The sequence below is a fragment of the Rhodococcus sp. GQ147 genome, from assembly GCF_059759155.1.
In genome coordinates this window covers 86623-108956 of sequence record NZ_JCAXDU010000011.1, presented here as the reverse complement: position 1 = coordinate 108956, position 22334 = coordinate 86623, and the positions used below count along the sequence as shown (strand labels likewise).

General features: G+C 68.5%; 18 protein-coding genes. 7 read left to right on the top strand and 11 right to left on the bottom strand.

Annotation, left to right across the window (positions count from 1 at the left end):
- Positions 1–12 precede the first annotated feature (12 nt).
- Positions 13–792: a maleylpyruvate isomerase family mycothiol-dependent enzyme gene (locus AC6CID_RS14415; protein WP_039587782.1), complete on the top strand. Its 780-nt coding sequence runs from the start codon at positions 13–15 to the stop codon at positions 790–792.
- Between the two features lie 126 nt (positions 793–918).
- Here AC6CID_RS14415 and AC6CID_RS14410 read toward each other — a convergent pair whose 3' ends face one another.
- Both AC6CID_RS14410 and AC6CID_RS14405 read right to left on the bottom strand, forming a co-directional pair.
- Positions 919–1194, bottom strand: coding sequence for a hypothetical protein (locus tag AC6CID_RS14410; protein WP_498354109.1), 276 nt, complete (start codon positions 1192–1194; stop codon positions 919–921).
- Between the two features lie 155 nt (positions 1195–1349).
- A complete protein-coding gene (locus tag AC6CID_RS14405; protein ID WP_498354108.1) occupies positions 1350–2249 on the bottom strand; it encodes a helix-turn-helix domain-containing protein in 900 nt (299 codons plus the stop codon).
- Positions 2250–2285: 36 nt separating this feature from the next.
- On the opposite strand from AC6CID_RS14405, the gene AC6CID_RS14400 reads away from it, so the two are divergent.
- A complete protein-coding gene (locus AC6CID_RS14400) occupies positions 2286–2846 on the top strand; it encodes a TIGR03086 family metal-binding protein (protein WP_033098055.1) in 561 nt (186 codons plus the stop codon).
- Between the two features lie 20 nt (positions 2847–2866).
- A complete protein-coding gene (locus AC6CID_RS14395; RefSeq protein ID WP_019288910.1) occupies positions 2867–3775 on the top strand; it encodes a pseudouridine-5'-phosphate glycosidase in 909 nt (302 codons plus the stop codon).
- 30 nt (positions 3776–3805) lie between these two features.
- Here AC6CID_RS14395 and AC6CID_RS14390 read toward each other — a convergent pair whose 3' ends face one another.
- The gene (locus AC6CID_RS14390) at positions 3806–4471 is read right to left on the bottom strand and encodes an NUDIX hydrolase (protein WP_231411936.1); all 666 of its coding nucleotides are present in this window, start codon (positions 4469–4471) and stop codon (positions 3806–3808) included.
- A 61-nt stretch (positions 4472–4532) separates the two neighbouring features.
- Here AC6CID_RS14390 and AC6CID_RS14385 point away from each other — a divergent pair, with 61 nt between their 5' ends.
- Positions 4533–5513, top strand: a complete 981-nt coding sequence (locus tag AC6CID_RS14385) for an ADP-ribosylglycohydrolase family protein (RefSeq protein WP_217579970.1) — start codon at positions 4533–4535, stop codon at positions 5511–5513.
- Positions 5514–5629: 116 nt separating this feature from the next.
- A complete protein-coding gene (locus tag AC6CID_RS14380) occupies positions 5630–6760 on the top strand; it encodes an iron-containing alcohol dehydrogenase (protein WP_258913894.1) in 1131 nt (376 codons plus the stop codon).
- 7 nt (positions 6761–6767) lie between these two features.
- Here the strand turns inward: AC6CID_RS14380 and AC6CID_RS14375 are convergent, their stop codons facing one another.
- The 6 genes from AC6CID_RS14375 to AC6CID_RS14350 all read right to left on the bottom strand — a co-directional run bounded on the left by AC6CID_RS14375 (position 6768) and on the right by AC6CID_RS14350 (position 17838).
- Entirely contained in the window at positions 6768–6962 is a 195-nt protein-coding gene (locus AC6CID_RS14375) for a hypothetical protein (protein ID WP_006552878.1), read from the bottom strand.
- 129 nt (positions 6963–7091) lie between these two features.
- Positions 7092–7553, bottom strand: coding sequence for an SRPBCC family protein (locus AC6CID_RS14370; protein ID WP_039587779.1), 462 nt, complete (start codon positions 7551–7553; stop codon positions 7092–7094).
- Positions 7554–7576: 23 nt separating this feature from the next.
- Complete coding sequence (locus AC6CID_RS14365) at positions 7577–8350, bottom strand: PIG-L deacetylase family protein (protein WP_039587793.1); 774 nt, start codon at positions 8348–8350, stop codon at positions 7577–7579.
- A 38-nt stretch (positions 8351–8388) separates the two neighbouring features.
- Positions 8389–10431 carry an elongation factor G-like protein EF-G2 gene (locus AC6CID_RS14360; protein WP_418345575.1) on the bottom strand — a complete coding sequence of 681 codons (2043 nt, stop codon included), beginning with the start codon at positions 10429–10431 and terminating at the stop codon, positions 8389–8391.
- Between the two features lie 151 nt (positions 10432–10582).
- Positions 10583–12346, bottom strand: coding sequence for a sulfite reductase subunit alpha (locus tag AC6CID_RS14355; protein ID WP_217579967.1), 1764 nt, complete (start codon positions 12344–12346; stop codon positions 10583–10585).
- Entirely contained in the window at positions 12343–17838 is a 5496-nt protein-coding gene (locus tag AC6CID_RS14350) for a glutamate synthase-related protein (RefSeq protein WP_498354107.1), read from the bottom strand. Before AC6CID_RS14350 ends, AC6CID_RS14355 begins: the two co-directional genes overlap by 4 nt.
- Before the next feature lie 326 nt (positions 17839–18164).
- Here AC6CID_RS14350 and AC6CID_RS14345 point away from each other — a divergent pair, with 326 nt between their 5' ends.
- Positions 18165–19589: an aldehyde dehydrogenase family protein gene (locus tag AC6CID_RS14345; RefSeq protein WP_024103652.1), complete on the top strand. Its 1425-nt coding sequence runs from the start codon at positions 18165–18167 to the stop codon at positions 19587–19589.
- Between the two features lie 111 nt (positions 19590–19700).
- On the opposite strand, the gene AC6CID_RS14340 is transcribed toward AC6CID_RS14345, so the two are convergent.
- Positions 19701–20498 carry an SDR family NAD(P)-dependent oxidoreductase gene (locus AC6CID_RS14340; RefSeq protein ID WP_452585223.1) on the bottom strand — a complete coding sequence of 266 codons (798 nt, stop codon included), beginning with the start codon at positions 20496–20498 and terminating at the stop codon, positions 19701–19703.
- Between the two features lie 149 nt (positions 20499–20647).
- Entirely contained in the window at positions 20648–20944 is a 297-nt protein-coding gene (locus tag AC6CID_RS14335) for a chorismate mutase (RefSeq protein ID WP_019288919.1), read from the bottom strand.
- 319 nt (positions 20945–21263) lie between these two features.
- On the opposite strand from AC6CID_RS14335, the gene AC6CID_RS14330 reads away from it, so the two are divergent.
- On the top strand, positions 21264–22211 hold the full coding sequence (locus AC6CID_RS14330) for a hypothetical protein (RefSeq protein WP_094980687.1): 948 nt from the start codon (positions 21264–21266) through the stop codon (positions 22209–22211).
- Positions 22212–22334 lie beyond the last annotated feature (123 nt).

Sequence of the window (22334 nt, the reverse complement as noted above, 5' to 3'; positions counted from 1 at the left end):
CGAAGGGTAGGCATGCTGGACTACGCGCGTTACTGCGGAGAGATCGTCGAACAGACGGAACTGCTGGTGGACTCACTGGCCGGGCAGGACATGACCACACCGGTGCCGTCGTGCCCGGGATGGAACCTCGGTCAGCTCGCCCGACACATCGGCTACGGCCACCGCTGGGCGAGCGAGGCGGTCCGCGGTGAAGGGGCGATGCCGCGCACCGACCGCGCGATGCGGGAGTTGGCGGACTACGTCGACGAGGATCCGGACGAGCTGATTCCGTGGTTACGGGAAGGAGCGCGCGAATTCGGGGCCGCGTTGCGGGAGGTCGGTCCGAACATGCGGGTGTGGACACCGATCCCGGGTGGCAAGAAGACCCCGGAGTTCTTCGCCCGACGCTTCGCCCACGAGACCGTGGTGCATCGCGCCGACGCTGCACTCGCACTGGGAGCGGACTTCGAGCCGGCCCACGATCTTGCGGTGGACTGCGTGGACGAATGGCTCGACCTGGCGGTCGTCACCTGGCCACGACTCGATGTCGAACGGCACCGCGCGTTGCACGGACCCGACCGGACGCTGCATTTCCACGCGACGGACACGTCGGCGGAATGGGTCGTGGACCTGTCCGGCGAGGACTTCGCGTGGCGGCATGCCCACGAGAAGAGTGCCGTGGCGGTACGCGGCCCGCTGACGGAACTGCTGTTGGTGCTCTATCGTCGGCGCGCTGTGGGCGCAGCCGACGTGGAGGTCTTCGGCGACTCCGGGTTCCTGGCGTCCTGGCTCGACGTCAGTCCCTTCGGATAGAACGCACAGCGGGTGGCCGCACCGCGACGGGCCCGAGTGGTCGCACCGCGACGGGCCCGAGTAGTCGCACCGCGACGGGCCCGAGTAGTCGCACCGCGACGGCGAGACGCGGCCCCCACCTGTGAACTAGACCGACAGGTGCGAGGCCGAGTACGCGTGGCGGATCGCGTCGAGTGCGCTGGTGCAGGGAATATGAGCTTCCTGCAGCGAATGGATCACCTCGGCGATCGGTCCGGACTGCTCGAAGGCGCTACCGGCGGCGACGGCCCAGGCGACTTCGCCGGGCTCGAACGTCCGGGTGGGCTTCCATCCTCGCTGAGGAGCGAGCTCGCGCAGAGTGCTCCAGTGCGCGACCTCGTCCGCATCCGGACGTCCGATGAAAAGTAGGCGGTCGTGTCCCACGGTGAACCCCTTCGTTCCTTCTCGTGCTTCGACAGGTAGGTCGTCTTCACTGTGCGCTTCGTTACATTCACCTGATCGAGAAGCGTCGCAGGTTTAGGACCTTCCATTATGTGGTACACCCGCCCGAATCCGACGGACCTGTCGGACAAGGGCGATCATCCACCGCCGTAGCGAGCCGCGAACGCGCCCGGCGTCATGCCCATGACCTTCGCGAAATCACGTACGAAATGCGGCTGGTCGGCGTAACCGAGGACCGTGGCGACCTCCGACAACGAACCGGGTTTCTCGCGCAGGCGACCGGCGGCCTCCTGCAGTCGCCGCCGCTGGATCAGCCACTTCGGGGTCAGCCCGATCCGTCGCTGGACGAGGCGTTGCAGCGCGCGCTCGCCGAGACCGAACTCCGCGCGCACCTGCTCGACCCGCAGGACGTCGGAGTTCTCCTCGACGAACGCCACCACCCGGTTGACCAGTCGCCCCTCCTCATCGATCGGCAGATGGGCGCGCAGCACGTCGTCGAACGCCTCCGTCGCGGCGCGGTGCGACTCGCGAGAGTCCGGGCCGTGTGCCATCGCCTCCCGAACCCGCGTGATCAGACGCGCGCCGGCATCGCCGAGGACATCGGTGAGGTCGACGGCCCGGTCGGTGAACGCCGCGAGCGAGGTGCCCGTGATCAGTGCCCCGGCCGCCGGGCTGAGCATGGACCCGACCGCCCAGCCCTCGCCGGTGAGGGTGACCGTGGACAGTCCGTGTTCGACACCGTAGAAGCGCGCGTAATCGTGCGCAACCACCAGTTGGCAGACCGGATAGCGCAGCACCCGCTGGGGTGCCTCCCGCCCGGCCGGCACCGACCACACGGGAATCCAGTACCGCTGCATCAGATCCGTGAGGTCGGAAGCGGCGGGATAACGGTGGATGGTGTGCGAGGCGTCGTGCGGATCCTTCAGGTGGGCACGTTCGATGTCGTCGCGACCGCCGACACGGTCGGTGTCGTCGCGACCGCCGACACGGTCGGTGTCGTCGTGACCGCCGAGGGGGTCGCCGCCGTCGGGTTTCATCAATACCTCACGCTCGCCGGTCGTCAGTATCGAGTCATGAATACAACAGCACTGCGACACGCAGAGGCCGACAAGCCGCTCACCGACGTGATCTCGTCGCTCCGCGGCACCGACTGGGATGCGCAGTCGCCGTGTGAGGGGTGGACGGCGCGCGACGTCCTGGCCCACGTCATCGACACGCAGCGGGACTTCTTCGCCGGACGCGGCGTCGAGATGGGGGAGCGGCCCGAGACCGACCGTCCTGTCGAGGCGTGGAGGACGCACACGGCACGGATCGCCGAGATCCTCGCGGACGACTCGTTCGTCTCGACGACATACGACGGATACTTCGGGCCGACCACGGTGGGTGCGACCTTCGAACAGTTCTACCTCTGGGACATGCTCGTGCATCGCTGGGACATCGCACGCAGCGCGGGGGTCGATGTGACCTTCTCGGACGCCGAACTCGACCGGATGGAGGCCGGCGCCGACAGTTTCGGCGACGCGCTCTACATGGACGGTGTCTGTGCTCCGGCGGTGCCGGTTCCCGAGGACGCAGACCGCACGGCCCGGATCCTCGCGAAGATGGGACGTCGCACGGCCGCGTCGATCGGTTAGGCCGCGTTATCGTCGGTCGTATGAGCGAAACGATCCGCGTCGCGGACTACGTGCGCGAAGCGATCGCGGCCGGACGGCCGGTCGTGGCGCTCGAATCGACGATCTTCACACACGGCCTCACCCGGCCACGCAACGTCGAGGTCGCCCTCGAGGCCGAGAAATGTCTGCGCGATTCCGGGGTGCTGCCCGCGACCATCGGGGTTGTCGACGGCACGCCGACGGTCGGTTTGTCGGAACAGCAGATCCGCATGCTCGGTGCCGAGGACGTCCCGGTCGTCAAGCTTGGTATCCGCGACCTGCCGGTCGCGGCGGCGAAGGGATTGCACGGGGGAACCACGGTGTCGGCGACGGCGCTGCTCGCGCATCGCGCCGGGATCGACGTATTCGCCACCGGCGGCCTGGGCGGCGTGCATCGGGGGGCTTCGTCGACCTTCGACGAGAGCGCGGATCTCGTTGCGCTGGCGACACTTCCGATCCTTGTGGTGAGCGGCGGCGTCAAATCCGTCCTCGACATCCCTGCCACACTCGAACGGCTCGAGACGCTCGGGGTGGTCGTGGTCGGCTATCGGACCACGCGTTTTCCCGGATTCTATGTGCGCGACAGCGGCTGCGATGTCGACGAGGTGGAGTCGGCGGAGCAGGCCGCGGCGGTGGCGCGGGCGCGGGACGGGCTGGGTCTGCGGGCGGCGGTACTCGTCGGGAATCCGGTGGCTGCCGAGGCTCAGATCGATCCGGAACTGCACGATCGCGTGCTCGCCGAGGCCGAACACGCCGCAGCCGAGGCCGGGACACGCGGCAAGGCGATCACCCCGTTCCTGCTCGAACACATGCACCGGGCCACCGAGGGGCGCTCGCTCGAGACGAATGTCGCGGTCTATCGCGGGAACGTCGCGGTCGCCGCGGAGATCGCGCACGCGCTGGCGTCCTGATTCTTCATTGCAGGCCGACGGCCTGATTTCTCACTGTAGGAGGAAGGCGGCGGTGGACGACGGCAGGGGAGTGCCGCGCCGGCGGTAGATCTCGGCGGGCCGGCCCGTGCCCTCCCTGTGCAGTTCGCCGGTGGGCTCTAGGCCGTGCAGCAGGTGCCGGCGGAAGGTGTCCTTGGGATAGCTGCGGGCATAGACGGTCTCGTACAGCAGCCGCAGGTCGAGCACGGTGAACTGCTCGCCGAGGAAGTTGCCGGGGTCGACCTCGGCGGAGTACCTGCGTCGCAGGTCGGCGATGGCCAGGTCGACGATCTCGGCATGGTCGAAGGCGAGGTCGGAGGTCTCGGTGGTCGGCACGAGATACGCCTCGGCGGGGATCTCGGCGACCGGCACCGCGGCGCCGTGGGCCATCGACAGCACCCACCCGCGGTCGTCGCGCTCGGGATCGTCGAGCATGGCCAGCTGGTGGAAGTCGACACCCGTGAGTCCGGCCTTGTCGCGCAGGGCGCGTTCGGCGGCCTCGGCGAGTCGCTCACCGGGGTGCAGGAAGGTGCCCGGCAGGGCGAAGGTGCCGTCGGGACGTTCGACGACCAGTACCTTCAGTACTTCGTCGATGGTGAGGACGGCGACGTCCACGGCCACCGAGGGGCGCGGGTAGTCGGTGAGCGACCTGCCGGTCGAGTCGGTCGGTGTGCCCATGATGGACATTCAATCATTGATGCGCTAACGTTAGCGCAAACGTGATCGAATAGAGGGGTTCATGGAAACAACCGCAGCACAGAACGACCGGGCAGCCGGAGTCCTGCTCGCCACCGCAGCAGGCGACGCACTCGGGGCCGGATACGAATTCACGTATCCGACGGACACCACGCCCATCGACATGATCGGCGGCGGACTCGGGCCGTTCGCGCCCGGTGAGTGGACCGACGACACCTCCATGGCCCTCGCGATCGCCGAGGTCTCGGCGACCGGCGTCGACATCGGTGAGGGCGCCGGACTCGACGCGGTCGCGGCGCAGTTCCTCCGCTGGTACGCCACGAACCCCAAGGACATCGGCAACCAGACGCGTGCCGTCCTGCGCGAGGCGGGCCCCACCGCCGTCACCATGACGGCGCGCGCCCGCAGCCTCCCCGGACGCACCGGTGGCAACGGATCGCTCATGCGCACCGCACCCGTCGGGCTCGCCTACCTCGACGACGCCGAGCGGTGCCTGTCCACGGCGCATGCGATCAGCAGCCTCACCCACGCGGACGAGCAGGCATCCGAGGCATGCCGACTGTGGTCGTTCGCGATCCGTCACGCCGTCCTCCACGGCACCTTCGACGGGGTGCGGGTCGCCCTGTCCTGCCTGTCCCAGCCCGTCGCACAGCGGTGGACGGCGCTGCTGGACGAGGCGGAGACCGCGCCGAGTCCGCGCGTGTTCGACAACAACGGCTGGGTCGTCCACGCCCTGCAGGCGGCGTGGTGGGCGATCACGCACGCCCGCACCGACGGCCCCGGACACCTGCCGGAGGCGCTCGAACTGGCCGTGCGCGCAGGCAACGACACCGACACGGTCGCCGCCATCGCGGGCGGACTGCTCGGCGCCCGGTGGGGTGCGTCCGCGGTGCCGGAACGGTGGCGTCGCATGCTGCACGGATGGCCCGGTTACCGCGCGGACGACCTCGAGCGCCTCGGGCTGCTCACCGCGCGGAAGGGCTCCGGGGCAGGCGGGGATGTACTACGGGTCGTCCAGAGCTGAGACTCCCCGAGATCCGCCGGATGTCTCCACTCGCGGTTGTGATGCGGTAGACACGACCCGTCCGACGGATACTCGAGGAGGGATCGCACGTGGCTTCCATCGCACTTCCACGCATCATGCGCGTCGGCGGGGGCGCCGTCGAGGAGATCGGTGAGGTAGTCGCCGGACTCGGACTCGCCCGGCCCCTGGTGGTGACCGACAAGTTCCTGGTCGGCACCGGTGCGGTGGATCGGATGGTCGCGCAGCTCGAGGCCGCCGGACTGCGGCCGGCCGTCTTCGCCGAGACCGTTCCCGACCCCACCACCGCCTCGCTCGACGCGGGTGCCGGAGCGGTCGCCGAGCACGACGCCGACTGTGTGATCGGGTTCGGTGGAGGAAGCCCGATGGACACGGCCAAGGCCCTCGGCCTGCTCGCCCGGAAGGGCGGTCACATGCGCGACTACAAGGTGCCGCGCGACAACATCGGCCCGGCGCTACCGGTGATCGCCGTGCCGACCACGGCGGGAAGCGGCTCGGAGGCAACCCAGTTCACGATCATCAGCGACAGCGAGTCCGACGAGAAGATGCTGTGCACGGGCCAGGCCTTCCTGCCGGTCGCTGCGATCGTCGACTATCGGCTCACCATGACGATGCCCCCGCGCCTGACGGCGGACACCGGCGTGGATGCACTCACCCATGCCATCGAGGCCTATGTCAGCAGGAAGGCGAACCCGTTCTCCGACAGCCTCGCGCTCGTCGCGATCGACACCATCGGACAGGTACTGCGGCGCGTCTACGCGGACGGGCAGGACGCCGAGGCGCGCGAGCGGATGATGCTGGCCGCCACGCAGGCGGGCATCGCCTTCTCCAACTCCAGCGTCGCGCTCGTGCACGGCATGAGCCGTCCGATCGGGGCGCACTTCCATGTTGCGCACGGACTGTCGAACGCGATGCTGTTCCCGGCGGTCACCGAGTTCTCGGTGGATGCCGCCGAGTCCCGCTATGCCGACTGCGCCCGCGCGCTCGGCGCGGCCTCGACGGACGCCTCGGATGCGACCGCCGCCGCAGACCTGGTCGTCGCGCTGAAGGAACTGTGCCGCGACGTGGAGGTGCCGACACCGAAGTCGTACGGCATCGACAAGCAGACCTGGGACGAGAGGCTCCCGGTCATGGCCGAGCAGGCGCTGGCGTCGGGATCCCCGAACAACAACCCGAGGATCCCGACGGCCGAGGAGATCTGCGATCTCTACGGGCGGATCTACGCCTGAGGCCGACTCATTCGGGAGCCTGATCGTCGGGCTCGACCTTCTCCGTCCTCACCCGGTCCGCGACGTTGCCGGGCGCACCCTCCTCCTCGCGTTCCTTCTCGACCTTCTGCTCGAGCTTGTCGACGAGATGCTTGATCTTCTGCCCGGTGAGGTCGTCGTTGTCCTCTGGGCGGCCCGAACCGTGCTTGGGGGCGTTGTCCATCGACGTCCGTCCTTCGTTCGTAGGGTGCAGGGGAGCGGTACCCGAGCGCCGGAACGGTCAAACGGGCAACGGTTCTGCTCACACCGATCACCACCGGCAAGCTCGATGAGACCGTTCCCGCCGCCTAGCTCATCCCGCCCGCTCGGCTGCGGCGGCGATGTCGGCGAGGTCCTGTTCGAGGGCCTTGCGGGTCGCGCGTTTCGCGAGCGGCGCGAACACGGTCATCGCAAGCTGAGCGAAGGCGCCGAGGGGTCCGCTCTCGCCGGAGAACTCCACGGACAGATCCGTGCCGCCCGCCGAGGGGGTCAGATCGAAGACGGTCCGGTAGCGGGCGCCGCGGGATTCGGCGACGACGACGGTGCGCCGCTCCGGATCCGCCTCGGCGACCTGCATCTCCTCGGTCGCCGACTGCCCGAACATCACGCGGGTCTCCCGCCACCGTGTGCCCACCTCGTAGCCGGTGCCGTCCAGTCGTTCCACGGCCTTCACCGCACGCAGGGTGGTGGGCGCCTCGTCCAGCGCGGTGAGCACCCGCCACACCGCGGATGGTGGTGCGGCGATGTTGCGCGAGACCTCGATGCGTTGTTCCACTTCTCTCCTCGTGATCGTTCGGGTCAGAGCGGGAGCTCGGTCTCCTGCAGCCCGGGCGGAACACCGCGGCGCCGGAACCATTCGACACCGAAGGCGGCCCGCAGGTGTTCCTCGGGCATGTTCAGCATCGGCCCGAAGTCTCCGATCTGCGACTCATAGCCGATCATGGCAGCGCGTTTGGCGGCCAGCGCCGTCGACACGTCCACCGCGGTGGTCAGTTCCGATTCCGGTAGGCCGAACGTCTCGAGGTCCGGTGGGCGCACGTCGTCGGGGGTGTCCGGCAGCGCCGAGAGCAGCCGCATCAGGTGGTCCCGGTTGCTCGATGCCTCGTAGACGGCGTCGTGTCCGGTGATCCGTTCGGCATGGATCCCGGCCCGGTGGACCTGGACGTGATCGGGATGACCGTAGCCGCCGTGCGCGTCGTAGATCGTGACGACATCGGCGCGTTCCTGCTCGATCACGGCGGCCAGCCTGGCTCCCACCTTGCTCGGATCGGCGTTGGTGAAGGCATTCGGGTCGTGGTTGCCGGCGGTGCCGGCCATCCCCGAATCGCCGTATCCGAAGGGCACCACCCGCGCCGCACCCAGCGCCCGGGCCGATTCCTCGAGTTCCTTCGTGCGGCGGGCGGCGAGGGATTCGCCGGGCGCGAGCAGCCCGTCGGGATATTCGCCGCGGGCACCGTCGGTGGCGACGACGAGGACGACGCGATGCCCGGCGTCGGCGGCTCGGCGCATCACGCCACCGGTGAGGAACACCTCGTCGTCGGGGTGTGCGTGAAAGCACAGCAGAACGCTCATGGCGTTCATGCTGACACGCTGCTCGTGCGGTGCAGCGGTCAGTCCGACTCGCCGTAGCGGGCCGCGAGATTCTCGGGCATCGGTTCGTGCCGCAGATACTGGCGGGCGAAATCGGCGGTGCCCTGCGTGATGGCCCGCAGTTCCACCGGATAGCGGCCGAGTTCGAGCTCGGGAACCTCCGCGCGCAACAGGGCGACACCCGGCTCGGGGGATTCGGTGCCGAGCACCCGTCCGCGTCGGGCCGACAGATCGCCGAGGACCGCGCCGAGATACTCCTCCGGCACGATCACCCGCACGGCAGCGACCGGTTCGAGTACGCGAACGGTGCTGTGTGAGGCCGCATCCCGCAGGGCCAGCCCGGCGGCGGCCTGGAAGGCCGCGTCGGACGAATCCACCGAGTGGGCCTTGCCGTCGACCAGGGTGACCTGCACGTCGACGAGCGGATATCCCGTCGTCACGCCCTTCTCGGCCTGCGCGTACACGCCCTTCTCCACGGACGGGATGAACTGGCGCGGAACCGCACCGCCCACCACCTTCTCGGCGAACACCACCCCGCTGCCCACCGGCAGTGGTTCGACCTCGACGTCGACGACCGCGTACTGACCGTGCCCGCCGGATTGTTTGACGAGCCTGCCGTGGCCTTTCGCGGGGCCGGCGAAGGTCTCCTCGAGCGGCACCCGATGCTCGACCGTGTCGACCTGGACACCGTGCCGGGTGCGCAACCGTTCGAGGACCAGTTCGGCGTGCGCTTCACCCGTGCACCACAGCACGAGCTGATGGGTCTCGGGATTCTGCTCGACGCGCAGCGCGGGATCCTCGGAGGCGAGGCGCGACAGGGCCTGGGACAGCTTGTCGTCGTCGGTGCGGGTGTGTGCCTCGATCGCGACGGGGAGCAGGGGAGTCGGGGTGGGCCACCGGTCGAGCGGGACCGGATGGTCGGGGTCGTACAGGACGTCACCGGGTTGTGCCGTCGCGAGCTTCCCGACGGAGGCGATGTCTCCCGCCACGGCTTCACCGACCGGGCGCTGTTGCTTGCCGAACGGGCTCGTCAGGGCGGGAATGCGTTCGCGGCTGTCGCGGTCGCCGTCGGCCAGCGCGACGATCGTGTCGGGTCGCAGCGTGCCGGAGTACACGCGCACCAGGCTGATCCGCCCGACATAGGAGTCGCCGGCCACGCGCACGACCTGCGCGGCGAGCGGACCGTCCGGATCGCACGGCGGTGCACCACGACCGCGCTGCGTCGGTGCGGGGAATCCGGTGGTGATCAATTCGAGCAGTTCGACGGCACCGATTCCCGTCTCGTCGGCGGGAACGGCCGGGTGCAGGGTGCACGCCAGGATCTCGCGGGTGAGTCCTTCCTGCAGGGAGGCCGTGTCGAGTTGCTCGCCGGCGATGAACCGCTCCATGAGCGTGTCGTCCTGGCCGGAGATGGCCTCCACGAGGCTCTCGCGCGCTTCGGTGGACACCGGGCACGGACCGGGTTCGCCGTAGCTGCGGCCCGTCAGCAGACCCATCGACCCGATCGGGCGGTCGCCGTCGTAGACGGGATAGAACATGGCCCTCAGGGTGTCCGGTCCCAATCCGAAGGCGACGTGACAGTCGGTGAGCATGTCGTCGAAGCTGTGCCGGGCGACATCGAGTTTGTTCACCACGATCGCGCGGGGGATCGCCTCGTCGTCGCATTCGCGCCAGAGCGCGCGGGTCGCTGCGCTGATGGGATCGGTGGCGGAGACGACGAAGATCGCCGCGTCGGCCGCGTGCAGGGCTGCGCGGACCTCGGCGTCGAAGTCGGGGTGTCCCGGCGTGTCGATCAGGTTGATCTTGATGTCGTTCCATTCGAGGGGGACGACGGACAGCTGCACCGACCTGCGGTGGCGCTGCTCGATCCCCTCGTAGTCGGACACCGTGGTGCCCTCTGCCACGCGCCCGGCGCGCCCGACGGCGCCCGCTGCGACGGCGAGGGATTCGGTGAGGGTGGTTTTCCCGGAGCCGCTGCACCCCACCAGGGCAACGTTGCGGATCCGGTCGGGACTGTCGGCGGTCGGTGCCTGCCGGCTGCGTGCTGCGGAGCGATCGGGCATCGAGCTACTCCCTCGTGTGACCTGCAGCACAGTCTAAGGCATTCCGATGGTGCCTCCGGGGAGGTTCGCAACACGCGCTCGGGGCTCGCAACGCCACCGGTGACCGATGGTGTTGCGAGCCTCGCGGCGGCGGTGCGTACCCCCGGCCTGCTCAGTACACGTCGCGCACGTACCGCTTCTCGCGCTTGAGGGTGGTGACGTACTCGGCGGCCTGCTCGTCGTTCATGCCGCCGTGCTCGGCGACGATCTCGTGCAGCGCACGGTCGACGTCCTTCGCCATCCGCGACGCGTCGCCGCAGATGTAGAAGTGTCCACCCTCCTCGAGCCACGCGAACAGTTCCGCGCCGTGCTCCTTCATGCGGGTCTGCACGTAGATCTTCTCGGCCTGATCGCGGGAGAACGCCAGGTCCAGGCGCGTGAGCACACCCGAGTCGGCGAACTCGGCCAACTCCTGTTCGTAGATGTAGTCGCAGCCGCGCTTCTGGTCGCCGAAGAACAGCCAGTTCTTCCCCGTCGCACCCCGTGCGCGACGTTCCTGCAGGAAGCCGCGGAAGGGTGCGATGCCGGTGCCCGGACCGACCATGATCATCGGTGCGGTGTCGTCGGCGGGCACGCGGAAGGCCTTGTTCTTCGACACGAAGATGCCGACCTTGCCTTCACCGACACGATCGGCGAGGAAGGTCGAACACACGCCGCGACGCTCGCGGCCGTCGGTGCCGTAGCGCACCGCCGCGACCGTGAGGTGCACCGAACCGTCGCACGCGTTCGGGCTCGACGAGATCGAGTACGCCCGGTGCTGCAGCGGACGCAGCAGCGCCAGGAACTGCTCGGCCGACAGTTCGGGCGCGGGATCGAGCAGGAGCACGTCGAGAATGTCGCGGCCCCACAACCATTCGTCGAGCGCGGCCTTGTCGCTGTGCCGCAGCACATAGGTGAGTTCCTCGTTACCCGTGTGTTTCTCGATCTCCTCGAGGAGATCGACGGACGGAGCGGTGATCTCGTAGTTGTAGGTGAGGAGGTGCTCGAGCGTGTCGTCGTGACTCTCGGGGACGGTCGCGCCGTCGAGACCGAGCCGACCGAGGATCGCGTGCACGAGTTCGGTGTCGTTGACGGGCACCACGTTCAGCGCGTCGCCCGCTTCGTATTCGAGACCGGAATCGGCGAGCGCGAACTCGTAGTGCCGAATCTCCTTGGCCGAGTCCTCCCCGGACAGGAGCACGTTCGACGTCAGCACCGCCGGATAGGGATTCTTGCGGGTCCACTGCGGCTTCGCCCGGGCCGGTGCCGCCGGTGCCGCGGGAGCGGGAGCACCATCGCCCACGATGCCCTCGACGGCCGCGACGAGCGGCAGCGTCTCCGCGATCCACGTCGCGGCGAGCTCCTCGAACTCGACGTCGCAGTCCACCCGCGGCACGATGCGCTGCGCACCGAGCTGCTCGAGACGCATGTCGATGAGCTTGCCGGCCTGGCAGAACCCGTCGTACCCCGTGTCACCGAGAGCGAGCACCGCGAAGTTCATGCCGTCGAGGCGCGGCGCGCTCTCGGCCGACAGCGCATCCCAGAACAGCTCGGCGTTGTCGGGCATCTCGCCCTCGCCGTAGGTGGATGTGACGATCAGGACCTGGCCCAGACCGGCGAACCGGTCGAGGTCCATGTCGTCGAGAGCGCACACGACGGGCGCGAAGCCCTGGGTGCGCGCTGCAGCCGCGGCGTCCTCGGCGACGGCTTCGGCATTGCCGGTCTGCGAGCCGTAGAGCACGTGCAGAGCAGGCGCCGAGCCGACGGTCCCGGCATCGGCGGCGGGACCACCGGAGAACAGGCGGGTCTGCATCCCGGCGACGAAGCCGGAGAGCCACGACCGCTGATCGGCGGTGAACGGAGCGTCGAGGGGAATGAACGGGCCGGTGGTGGTCACGCGGAGACTCCCATCGTGGAGGTGAGGACGTTCGGGACGGCGTTGCGTGCGAACAGTTCCTCGTAACCGGGCAGGCGACCTGCGGCGTCGAGATTCTTGCGGCTCTGCAAGAGGATCCAGCCGTAGGTACCCGGCGCATCGACCGAGCGGACGTTGCGCAGGTCCAGGGCCTGCTTGTAGTCGTTCAGGCGCTTGTCGGCGACCAGCGCCGCGAGCTGCTCGTCGGTGTGATCGGCGATCGCCGCGAGGGCGTAGCGCTTGAGCTTCGCGACGAGGAAGAAGTCCTCGGTGAGCAGCAGATTGCGTGCGGCCTTCTGCACCGCCGGGTCGGCGACGTCGGTGGCGCCGGGCACCTTCTGCAGCGCCATCTCCTGCGCGGCGGCAAGCACCGTGTAGTTGTTGAGCAGCGCGTACATGGCCTCGGTGTCGGTCGCGTCCGGGGTGACACCACCGGCGACGGGAACACCCGAGCGGTAGTTCTCCTTGAACTTGCGCACCTGGTGCGCGACCAGCGCCGTGGCGACCTCGGCAGCGAGGTCCTTGCGCGACGCTGCGGCGAGGATCTCGTCGAGGTCCTGGTACTGCAGCAGCGCGCGCGGCATGCCGTACGCGAACCGGTGCTGCTCGACCTGCCAGTTGTCGATCAGGAAGCGGGCCTTCACAGAGCCGGTCGCCTCGACGTGCAGGTGCAGCAGCTGCAGCACCGCGGCGTTGTGGATCGCGGCCTGCGGGTCGTCGCCGGTGATCGACCCGAGGACGATCGAGTCGGCGCTGGCCTTGCGGGGGAGCAGGCCCTCGGGGTCGTACTGGTAGACGAACCCGCCCGACATGCCGTTGCCGAAGCCCTTGCCGAACTCGCCGATGTTGAGCACCGCGCCGTTGGTCATGTACTCGCAGGCGAACTCGCCGACACCCTCGACGACGGCGGTGGCACCGGAGTTGCGCACCGCGAAGCGGTCGCCGGCCTCGCCCTCGACGAACAGGCGACCACCGGTCGCACCGAAGAGCGCGAAGTTGCCGATGAGCACGTTGCCACCGCGATCGTCGCTGCCGCCACCCGGTGAACGCAGCACGATCTGCCCACCGCACTGGCCCTTGCCGACGCCGTCGTTGGCGGTACCGGTGTGCTCGATGCGCATGCCGTCGTTGCAGAACGCCCCGAAGGACAGGCCCGCCGAACCGGAGGTGGTGATGGTGACGGTGCCGTCGCGCAACCAGCGGCGTCCGCGCTCGTCGTCGAGCACGGCCGGCAGGACGCCGAGATCCTCGTGGTTGAGCATGCGCTCGATGTCGATCGCGAGCTGCGCACCGACGCTCTTGTTGTTGTTCGTCAGCTGCACGCCGTCGCCGAGCGCGACGGTGAGCTCCATCCCATCGACGAGGGCCTCGCGCAGCCGGGCCACCCACGCCTCGTCGAGCGAGTAGTCCTTCTCCATGTAGACCGGGTTGTCGATGTGCACCTCGGGCAGCACCGCGAGCATCGCCCGCAGGTCCAGCCGGCCCACGCTCGACGGGTGGTCGAGCAGGTGCAGCAGGTCGGCGCGGCCACGCGCGTCGCGCAGCGACCGCAGACCCAGGCGGGCGAGCAGCTCGCGGGTCTCGTGCGCGACGTTGAGCAGGTACTGGGCCATCGCCCGCGGATCACCGTTGAACACTTCGGGATTCGTGGTCAGACCTGCCGGGCACTTGACGTTGCAGTTCTTCGCCATGACGCAACCGAGCATCATCAGCGCCGTGGTGCCGAACTCGAAGCTGTCGGCGCCGAGCAGCGCGGAGACGATGACGTCCGACGCCGTCTGGTGCGCACCCGAGCACCGCAGCACGACCTTGTCGCGCAGACCGTTGGCCGTGAGGGCCTGGTGGACCTCGGCCACACCGATCTCCGCGGACCGGCCCGCGTACTTCAGCGAGGTCACCGAGGCGGCGCCCGTGCCGCCGGTGTTGCCGGCGACGTTGATGACGTCGGCGCCCGCCTTGGCGACACCCACAGCGATCGTGCCGATGCCCTCCGAGGAGACGAGCTTGACGATCACCCGCACCCGCGCCGCCTTGGCGTCGTGGATGAGCTGGGCGAGGTCCTCGATCGAGTAGGTGTCGTGGTGCGGCGGCGGCGAGACCAGCTCGACGCCCGGGGTCGCACCGCGCGCCGCGGCGATCTCCACCGTGACCTTCTTGGCGGGTAGCTGGCCGCCCTCACCGGGCTTCGCGCCCTGCGCGATCTTGATCTCGATCTCCTCGAGCATCGGATCGGCGAGGTAACCGGCCCATACACCGAAGCGTCCGGACGCGAACTGCTTGATGCGCGACCCGCGGATGGTGCCGTAGCGGGAGATGTGCTCGCCGCCCTCACCGCAGTTCGACATGCCGCCGACCATGTTGGTGCCGTGGGCGACGGCTTCGTGGGCGTTGGAGTTGAGCGCGCCGTGGCTCATCGCGCCCGACGCGAGCGCCGGGGTGATCTCGTGCGCCGGCTGCACCCGGTCGAGTCGCACGCTCAGCGGGGCCTGACGGACCTGCTCGAGATAGCGCGCGGCATCACCGATCGCGTGCACGGTCAGGGTGTCGCCGTAGCAGCGGTGCGAGACGATGCCGTCACCGAAGCGGGCGACGAGCGAGGCCGCGAGCGCATCGGGGCGACGGTGGTCGTCGGCGAGCGGACCGGTCAGACGCAGGACGAACTCGCTCTCACCGACCCGCGCGGCGGAGATTCCGCGCACGAGCATCGAGTTGTTGCCGAACCGCGCGAAGCGGCCCATCTCCTTGGTGAAGTCCTCGGCGGTGACGGCGAAAGTGACGTCGGCGGGCAAGGCGAGCACGTCGCGCAGCGCCGCGGGACGCTGTGTGCGCTCGTCGGCCATCGTGCGAGCGAACGCGCGGTAGCCCGGGGTGATCTCGAAGGCATCGATCTCGGCGGGTGTCAGGGCCCGGAAACCGCCGTAGCGGTACGACGTGTCGTCGAGACCGTGCGCGTCGGAGAGCCGGTGCAGCGGCAGCAGACGCAGCGCGTCTGTCAGGTCCGGCTCGGCCTCCTTCTCGACGGGCAGCGCGAAGGGTTCCTCGGTCATGTCCACGAAGCCGCGTACGGCGGTCGTGCCGAACGAGTGACCGGCGCCCTCGGCGCGCTCCTTGAACAGACCCAGCAGTGGGACGTCCTTCTCGGTCTCGACTGTGAGGGCGCGACGGTGCCAGTCGGCGACGGCCTGCGCGAGGGTGGTGAAACCGACACCGCCGACCGGGGACTTGACGTTCGGGAACCAGCGCGCGAGCACCTCGTCACTCGTGTCGAGATAGCTCGGCTCGAAGAACTCACCGCCGATGTACGACTCGACGGTGCACAGGCCGACGCGTCCCATCGTCTTCATGAGCGACTTCTCGGCCGCCTTGCGGAACTTCAGGAACGCGGCGTCGGCATCGTCGCCGAACTTCTCCTCGGCGCGCATCTGCACCGTGAGCGGATACACCGCAGCGGCACCGAAACCGAGGGTCGCGGCGATGTGATGCGACGAGAACAACTGTCCGGACTCGACGATGACGGACACGCGCAGACGCAATCCCTCGTCGATCAGGCGCTGGTTGACCGCGGCGACGGTGAGCACCATCGGCAGTCCGGCGCGGTCGGTGGAGACGTGGCGGTCGGTGAGCACGGCGATGCCACCGGATTCGCGGGCGAAATCGGCAATGGCCTCGGCCGTACCGTCGATCGCGGCGGCGAGCGCGGCCGCGTTCGCCTTGGCGTCGTCGAAGACGGGGGAGTACAGCATCTCGAAACGCCGCACCGGGGTGTCGGACTGCTCGCGGATACGCAGCATGTCGAGGTGCGTGAGGATCGGGGTGGGCACCACGATCTGGGTCGCGGACGAGACGGGAGCACCGCTACCGGGGCGAGCACCGAGCGCGACGCGCAGGGTCATGCCGTCCGCTTCGCGGATCGAGTCCAGCGACGGGTTGGTGACCTGGGCGAAGCGCTGCGAGAAGTACTTGGCCACACCGCCTTCCTGATCCGACAGCGCGTTGATGGCGTTGCCGTAACCCATCGCGGAGATGCGCTCCTGACCCGACGCGAGCATCGGGTCGAGCATGAACCGGAAGGATTCCTGGTTGATGCTGTAGGACACGTAGCGCTGGTAACGCTCGAGATCGCCGTTGTAGCGCAGCGGGGAACCGGCCTTCTCGGCGGGAACCTCGGGCAGGGCATCGAGATTGCGGCGGGCCTCGTCGACGAGCGACGCGTAATTCTGCCGGGCAGCAAGAAGTTCGAGCGCCTCATCAGCTCCGTAGGAGCGGCGCGTGCGGTGATCGAAGTACAGCATGCCACCGGCCTCGATGCGGCCGCGACGCAGCACGGTCTCGGGCGCGAAGTCGAACTGGCCGGCCTCGGAGGTGACGGCGAGGTACTCTTCGGTCTCCACGGTGCGCAGCGGACGCAGGCCGAGGCGGTCGAGGCGCGCGCCGACGACGGTGCCGTTGCCGAAGACCAGCGCCGCGGGGCCGTCGTTCTTCTCCTCGTACAGGGAGAAGAACTCGAGCATCGCGCGGACCTGTGGCGACAGCTCGGTGTCGTTCTCCCAGGCAGGCGGCATCATCTGCACGACGGCGGTGACGAGGTCGAGTTCGTTGTGGGCGATACGCGAGGCCAGGGTCTGGTCGAAGCGGCAGCTGTCGGACTGTCCCGGCGGGCGAATGATGTCACGGCCCATCGCGCGGGCGAGGGCGCCCTCGAACAGCCGGTTCTTGCGATCGGTGTTCAGCTCACCGTTGTGCGCTATGAGGCGGAACGGCTGCGCCATCGTCGGATGCGGATCGGTGTTCGTCGAGAACCGGGTGTGGAAGAACAGGGTGTGCACCGCGTGCCGCGGATCGGTGAGATCGCGGAAGTACGGGATGACCTCGTGAGAGTTCAAGCGGTTCTTGAGAACCTGCGTGCGCGCACTGAGCGAGAGCGGGTACAGCCCGCCCAGTTCCGGCTCGGTGTAGGCGCGGGCCTCGACCTCGAGGAGCACGCCGTGCAGCAGTCGGTCGAACTCGTCGGCGGAGTCGCACGCATCGGGCCGCGTGAAGATCCACTGACGGATCGGCAGCTGGTATTTCGTTGCGGCAGAACGCAACACGCTGTCGTCGACGGGGACGTCGCGCATCGTGAGCACGGTGACCCCGGCTCCGGCGAGTGCCGACGAGACGAGTTCCTCGGCATCGGCATGCGCCGCGGGATCGGTGGGGAGGAAGAAGTTTCCGACACCGAAGTGCCCTTCCTGCAATGGTTTTCCGGTGATCTGGGAGAAGAAGGCGACCGACAGGTCCACGTTGATGCCGGCTCCGTCGCCGACACCCTCGGCGGACATGCCACCGCGGTGCGGCACGACGCACAGGGCCTCGTGACCGCGGGTGAGCACGTCGTGGGTCTGCACGCCGTCCTTGCGGGTGATGAAACCGACACCACAACTGCTCTTGTCCAGCGTGCTGTCGTACAGGCCGGTGTCACTGGCGTGCGTCACGGACGTCCTCCTCGGTGCATCGAATTCGACGTCGACCGGCAGTGACGATGCGAAGAAGGGGAACGCGTGGGAAGGCGCAGCTCCTGAGGTGCATAGACGTGTGCCGGAGACGATGTGTGTGAATGCAGACGTCTTTGTCCGAATGCGCCGTGCGTTGCGACGGTGGAGCGCGCGAGCAGCAATGGCAAGTGTAGCGTACGTGTTAACTCCGGTGACGGCGGGATACATCACAACCCGCCGGGAGTAAACGCTGTATTGCGGGAGGGTCTTCGCTACGCTCGCGCCCAACGGCGTCGACAGGCCGGACTACGAGCAGGGAGAGCGATATGACCGACATTCTCGACCGCACGAAGATCTACATCGACGGGCAGTGGGTGGACTCCGACGGCGCCGGCCGCATCGAGGTCGTGAACCCGACGACCGAAGAGGTCGTCGCCGCGGTCGCCGAGGGTGCCGCCTCCGATGTCGATCGGGCGGTCGCCGCAGCGAAGGCGGCCTTCCCGGCCTGGTCCGCGCTCAGTGGTGCGTCGCGCGCCGCCTACCTGGAGAAGGTCTCCTCGCTGGCGAACGAGCGTGCCGACGAACTCACGAGCGTCGTCTCCCAGGACATGGGGATGCCCGCTCACTTCGCGCGTGCCATCCAGGTCGGGATGCCGCTGAAGAATATTGCCGCCTATGCGTCGCTGGCCGGAACGTACGACTTCGACGACCAGGAGATCGGCAACGCCCTGGTCGTACGCGAACCCATCGGGGTCGTCGGGGCGATCACCCCGTGGAACTACCCGCTGCACCAGGTGGTGCTCAAGGTGTTCGCCGCGCTCGCCGCTGGGTGCACCGTGGTGCTCAAGCCCACCGAGGTCGCGCCGCTGGTGACCTACGCGCTCGTCGACATCGTCGACGAGGCCGGCCTGCCGCCGGGCGTGTTCAACCTCGTCAGCGGTTACGGACCGGTCGTCGGCGAGGCCATCGCCGCACACCCCGACGTCGACATGGTGTCGTTCACGGGCTCGACGCGTGCCGGCAAGCGCGTCTCGGTCGTCGCTGCGGAGACGGTGAAGAAGGTCGCGCTCGAACTCGGCGGCAAGTCGGCCAACATCATCCTCGACGATGCCGACCTCACCGCCGCCGTCACCGAGGGTGTCGGCAAGTGCTTCCTCAACTCCGGCCAGACCTGCACCGCCCTGACCCGCATGCTCGTCCCCGCCGACCGTCTGCAGGAGGCCACCGCCGTCGCCGAGCAGGTCGCGCGGGCCTACACCCTCGGGCTGCCCGACGATCCGTCGTCGAAGCTGGGCCCGCTCGTCAGCGGCACGCAGCAGGCACGCGTGAAGGCGTACATCGACAAGGGCGTCGAGGAGGGGGCCGAACTGGTGCTCGATGGACGCGAAACCGAGTTCACCACCGGCTACTTCGTCGGCCCGACCGTGTTCACGAACGTCGCGCCGGAGATGACGATCGCCCGCGAGGAGATCTTCGGGCCGGTGCTGTCGATCATCGGATACCAGGACGAGGACGATGCGGTGCGCATTGCCAACGACAGCGAGTACGGCCTGTCCGGTGGGGTCTGGTCGGCCGACCCAGCGCGAGCGGAGGCCGTGGCCCGCCGTATGCGCACCGGTCAGGTCTACATCAACGGCGGCGCCTTCAACACCGACGCACCTTTCGGTGGTTACAAGCAGTCGGGTATCGGACGCGAGGCCGGTGTCTTCGGGCTCGAGGAGTTCCTGGAGATCAAAACGATCTTGCGCTGACGGCGGTGCCGTCGAATCTTGCGCTGACGGCGGTGCCGTCGAATCTTGCGCTGACGGCGGTGCCGTCGAATCTTGCGCTGACGGCGGTGCCGTATCGTTTCGTCGGACCGGTCAGTAGTAGACCGCGCCGGGTACGCCGCCGCCCACGGCGATCGCATCGCCGGTGATGCCGATGCTGCGCGGGCTCGCGAGGAACGCGACGACGTCGGCGACCTCGCTCGCGTCGATGAGGCGGTTCACGGAGTTCTTCGCGATCTGCTGTTCCAGTTCGGCTATCGGCGTGCCCGTCTCGGCGGACTCCTCGGCCAGTCGCGCCGCCAGCCGTTCGGTGCGGGTGCGGCCGGGGTGGACCACGGTGACGTTGATGCCGTGCGGGCCGAGTTCGTCGGCGAGGTTCTTCGTCACGGCTGCAACGCTGACGTTCCGGACCGTCTGGGCGATGGAGTTCGCGCTGCGCGCGCCGAGCCCACTGATGTTGATGATCCGGCCCCAGCCCTGCTCGATCAGGTAGGGGGCGACGGCGCGTGCGGTGCGCAGACAGCCGAGGACCTTGATCTCGACTTCGTTGCGCACGATGTCGTCGGTGGTCGCGGCGAAACTCGTCGGCTTGTCGGCGGTCCAGGGTGTGGCGGCGGAGTTGACGAGGATGTCGACGCCACCGAGTTCGGCGACGGCCCGCGCGACGAGTGCGTCGACCGAGGCCTGGTCGCTGGTGTCGGTGGGCACGGGAACGATTCGTCGCCCGGTCTCCTCCGAGAGGGTCTTCGCCGCGATGTCGAGATCGGCCGCGGTACGGGCCGCGATCACCACGTCGGCACCTTCGGTGGCCAGTGCCCGCGCGATGGCGTAGCCGATGCCGCGGCTACCGCCGGTGACGATGGCCCTCTTCGCAGTGAGTCCGAGATCCATGCTGCCCTTGTCCGTTCTTCGGGGATGTCCCGACGGTATGCCGACAGGGGAGCGGGCGGCCACATTTGCGACCGGCGTGATGCGAAGCGGTGGACGGCTACGGCGACGGCCCCCGCACCATGTGGTGCGGGGGCCGTCGGTGGTAGGTCTCAGGCCTTGCGGGTGCGGCCGAGGCGCAGCAGCGTCATCGCGAGCGTGCTGCCGTCGGTGCCGAGTTCGGCGAAGCGTCCCATGACGGCCATTTCCTCGGCCTGTGCTTCGCGGCTCGCGTCGGTGCCCTTCGCGGATGCTCCGGCGCGCTGAACGAGCTCCGAACGCCGCTTGATCACCGCGAGCAGCTGAGCGTCGAGCTCCTTGATCTGCTCGAACAGCTCCCCGAGCTCTGCCTCGGCCGACGAAGCTTCGCCGACGGACGCAAGGCCAGGCGAATCAAGCTGGACAGTCATGCAGACTCCTCCGGTCTCGTCTGAATCGTCACAGATTGTGTCGTGCTCACGCCTATAGGTGTTACCGACACGTAGGGAAAAATTCTCGCGAGATTCTCCCATGCGCGTCCTGTTCCTTCATAAACGGCCGTGACCTGGTTCAACACCCCGATGACCGAGGGGTATGTTAATTGTCACACCGACCGGTGCCAACTCGTGTGCCCGTCGGTGACGTCGCACCCGAAGGGTCCGCATCGGGTCCGCCGCTCGAGGTAGCGTTCCGGCCGACCGGCAGGGCCGAGGACGTCGGGGCTCCTCGGTACACCTGGAGGGGAGACCGATGCGACGACCTGTTGTCCCGTGGGGTGGGCGCGGCACGGAGGCTGCGACTTCCGGTGCCGAACCGACTTTCGGTGCCGAACCGACATCCCACATCGAACCGCCGAGCGAATGGCAGCACGGCACGCGCAATCTGCACGTGTACGCAGCGGCCGGTGTGGCGGTGCTCGTGGCGATTTTCGCCGCGGCCCGCGGAGCGAGCGCGTGGGGCACCGATTCGGTGGGCGCCGACCGCTTCTATTCGATCCTGGCGGTGCTGATGCTGCTGACGGCGGCCTTCGGCGCCACCTTCTGGTGGCCTGCCGGATCTGGGGCCCGGCGACCGTCGTCGTGGCCTCCGAGCCGCACACCGCGGTTCCGGTACGTCGAGACGGCCGATCGCGGCAGTACCGAGATCGCGGGCCGTCGCCCTGTCTTCGGTCTGCTGCTCGCGATGGTGCTGTGCGGGACGTTCCTCTCGCTCGGCGCAGCCGTGGAGATCGTGGTCGGGAACGAGGGTCTACCTCTCGTGGCGCTGGTGCTGGCGCTCGTCGCCGGGGTGTGTCTGGCCTTCCTCGTGGAGGTGGCACTCGGGCGCATCCGGGCCGGTTCGCTGGTTCTCGGGCCGGACGGGATCAGGCTGCGCGGCTGGTTCGTGGAGTCCTATCTGCCGTGGGTGTCGGTGCGGGGTCTTCGTGCGGTCGACCGGGGGTTCCCGGAAATCTGGATCGAGGGGCACGGGTCGGCGGCGTGGGCGCGTCGGCGCACGAGTCGGGTGTTCCCCTTCGAGCGCCTGCCGTCCGAGCCCCGGATCGAGGTGGACTCACGGCATCTGGCCGTCGATCCGGTGCAGTTGTACCGTTTCCTCGAGTTCTACGTGGAGCACCCTCGCCACCGCCGTGAACTGGGCACACCGGCGGCTGCGGAACGTCTCGCGGAGGGTCCTCCGTTCACCGTCGACGACGAGTGAAAATAACGCAGTCCGTATTGTAGAATGGCGTTTCCGTTCCCGTTCCTGCAACTCGTGTTCGGACCTTCGCAAGTGCGGCACTCGGTGCCGTAGCATCGAGTCAGACGCTTCGGGAGGACGCCT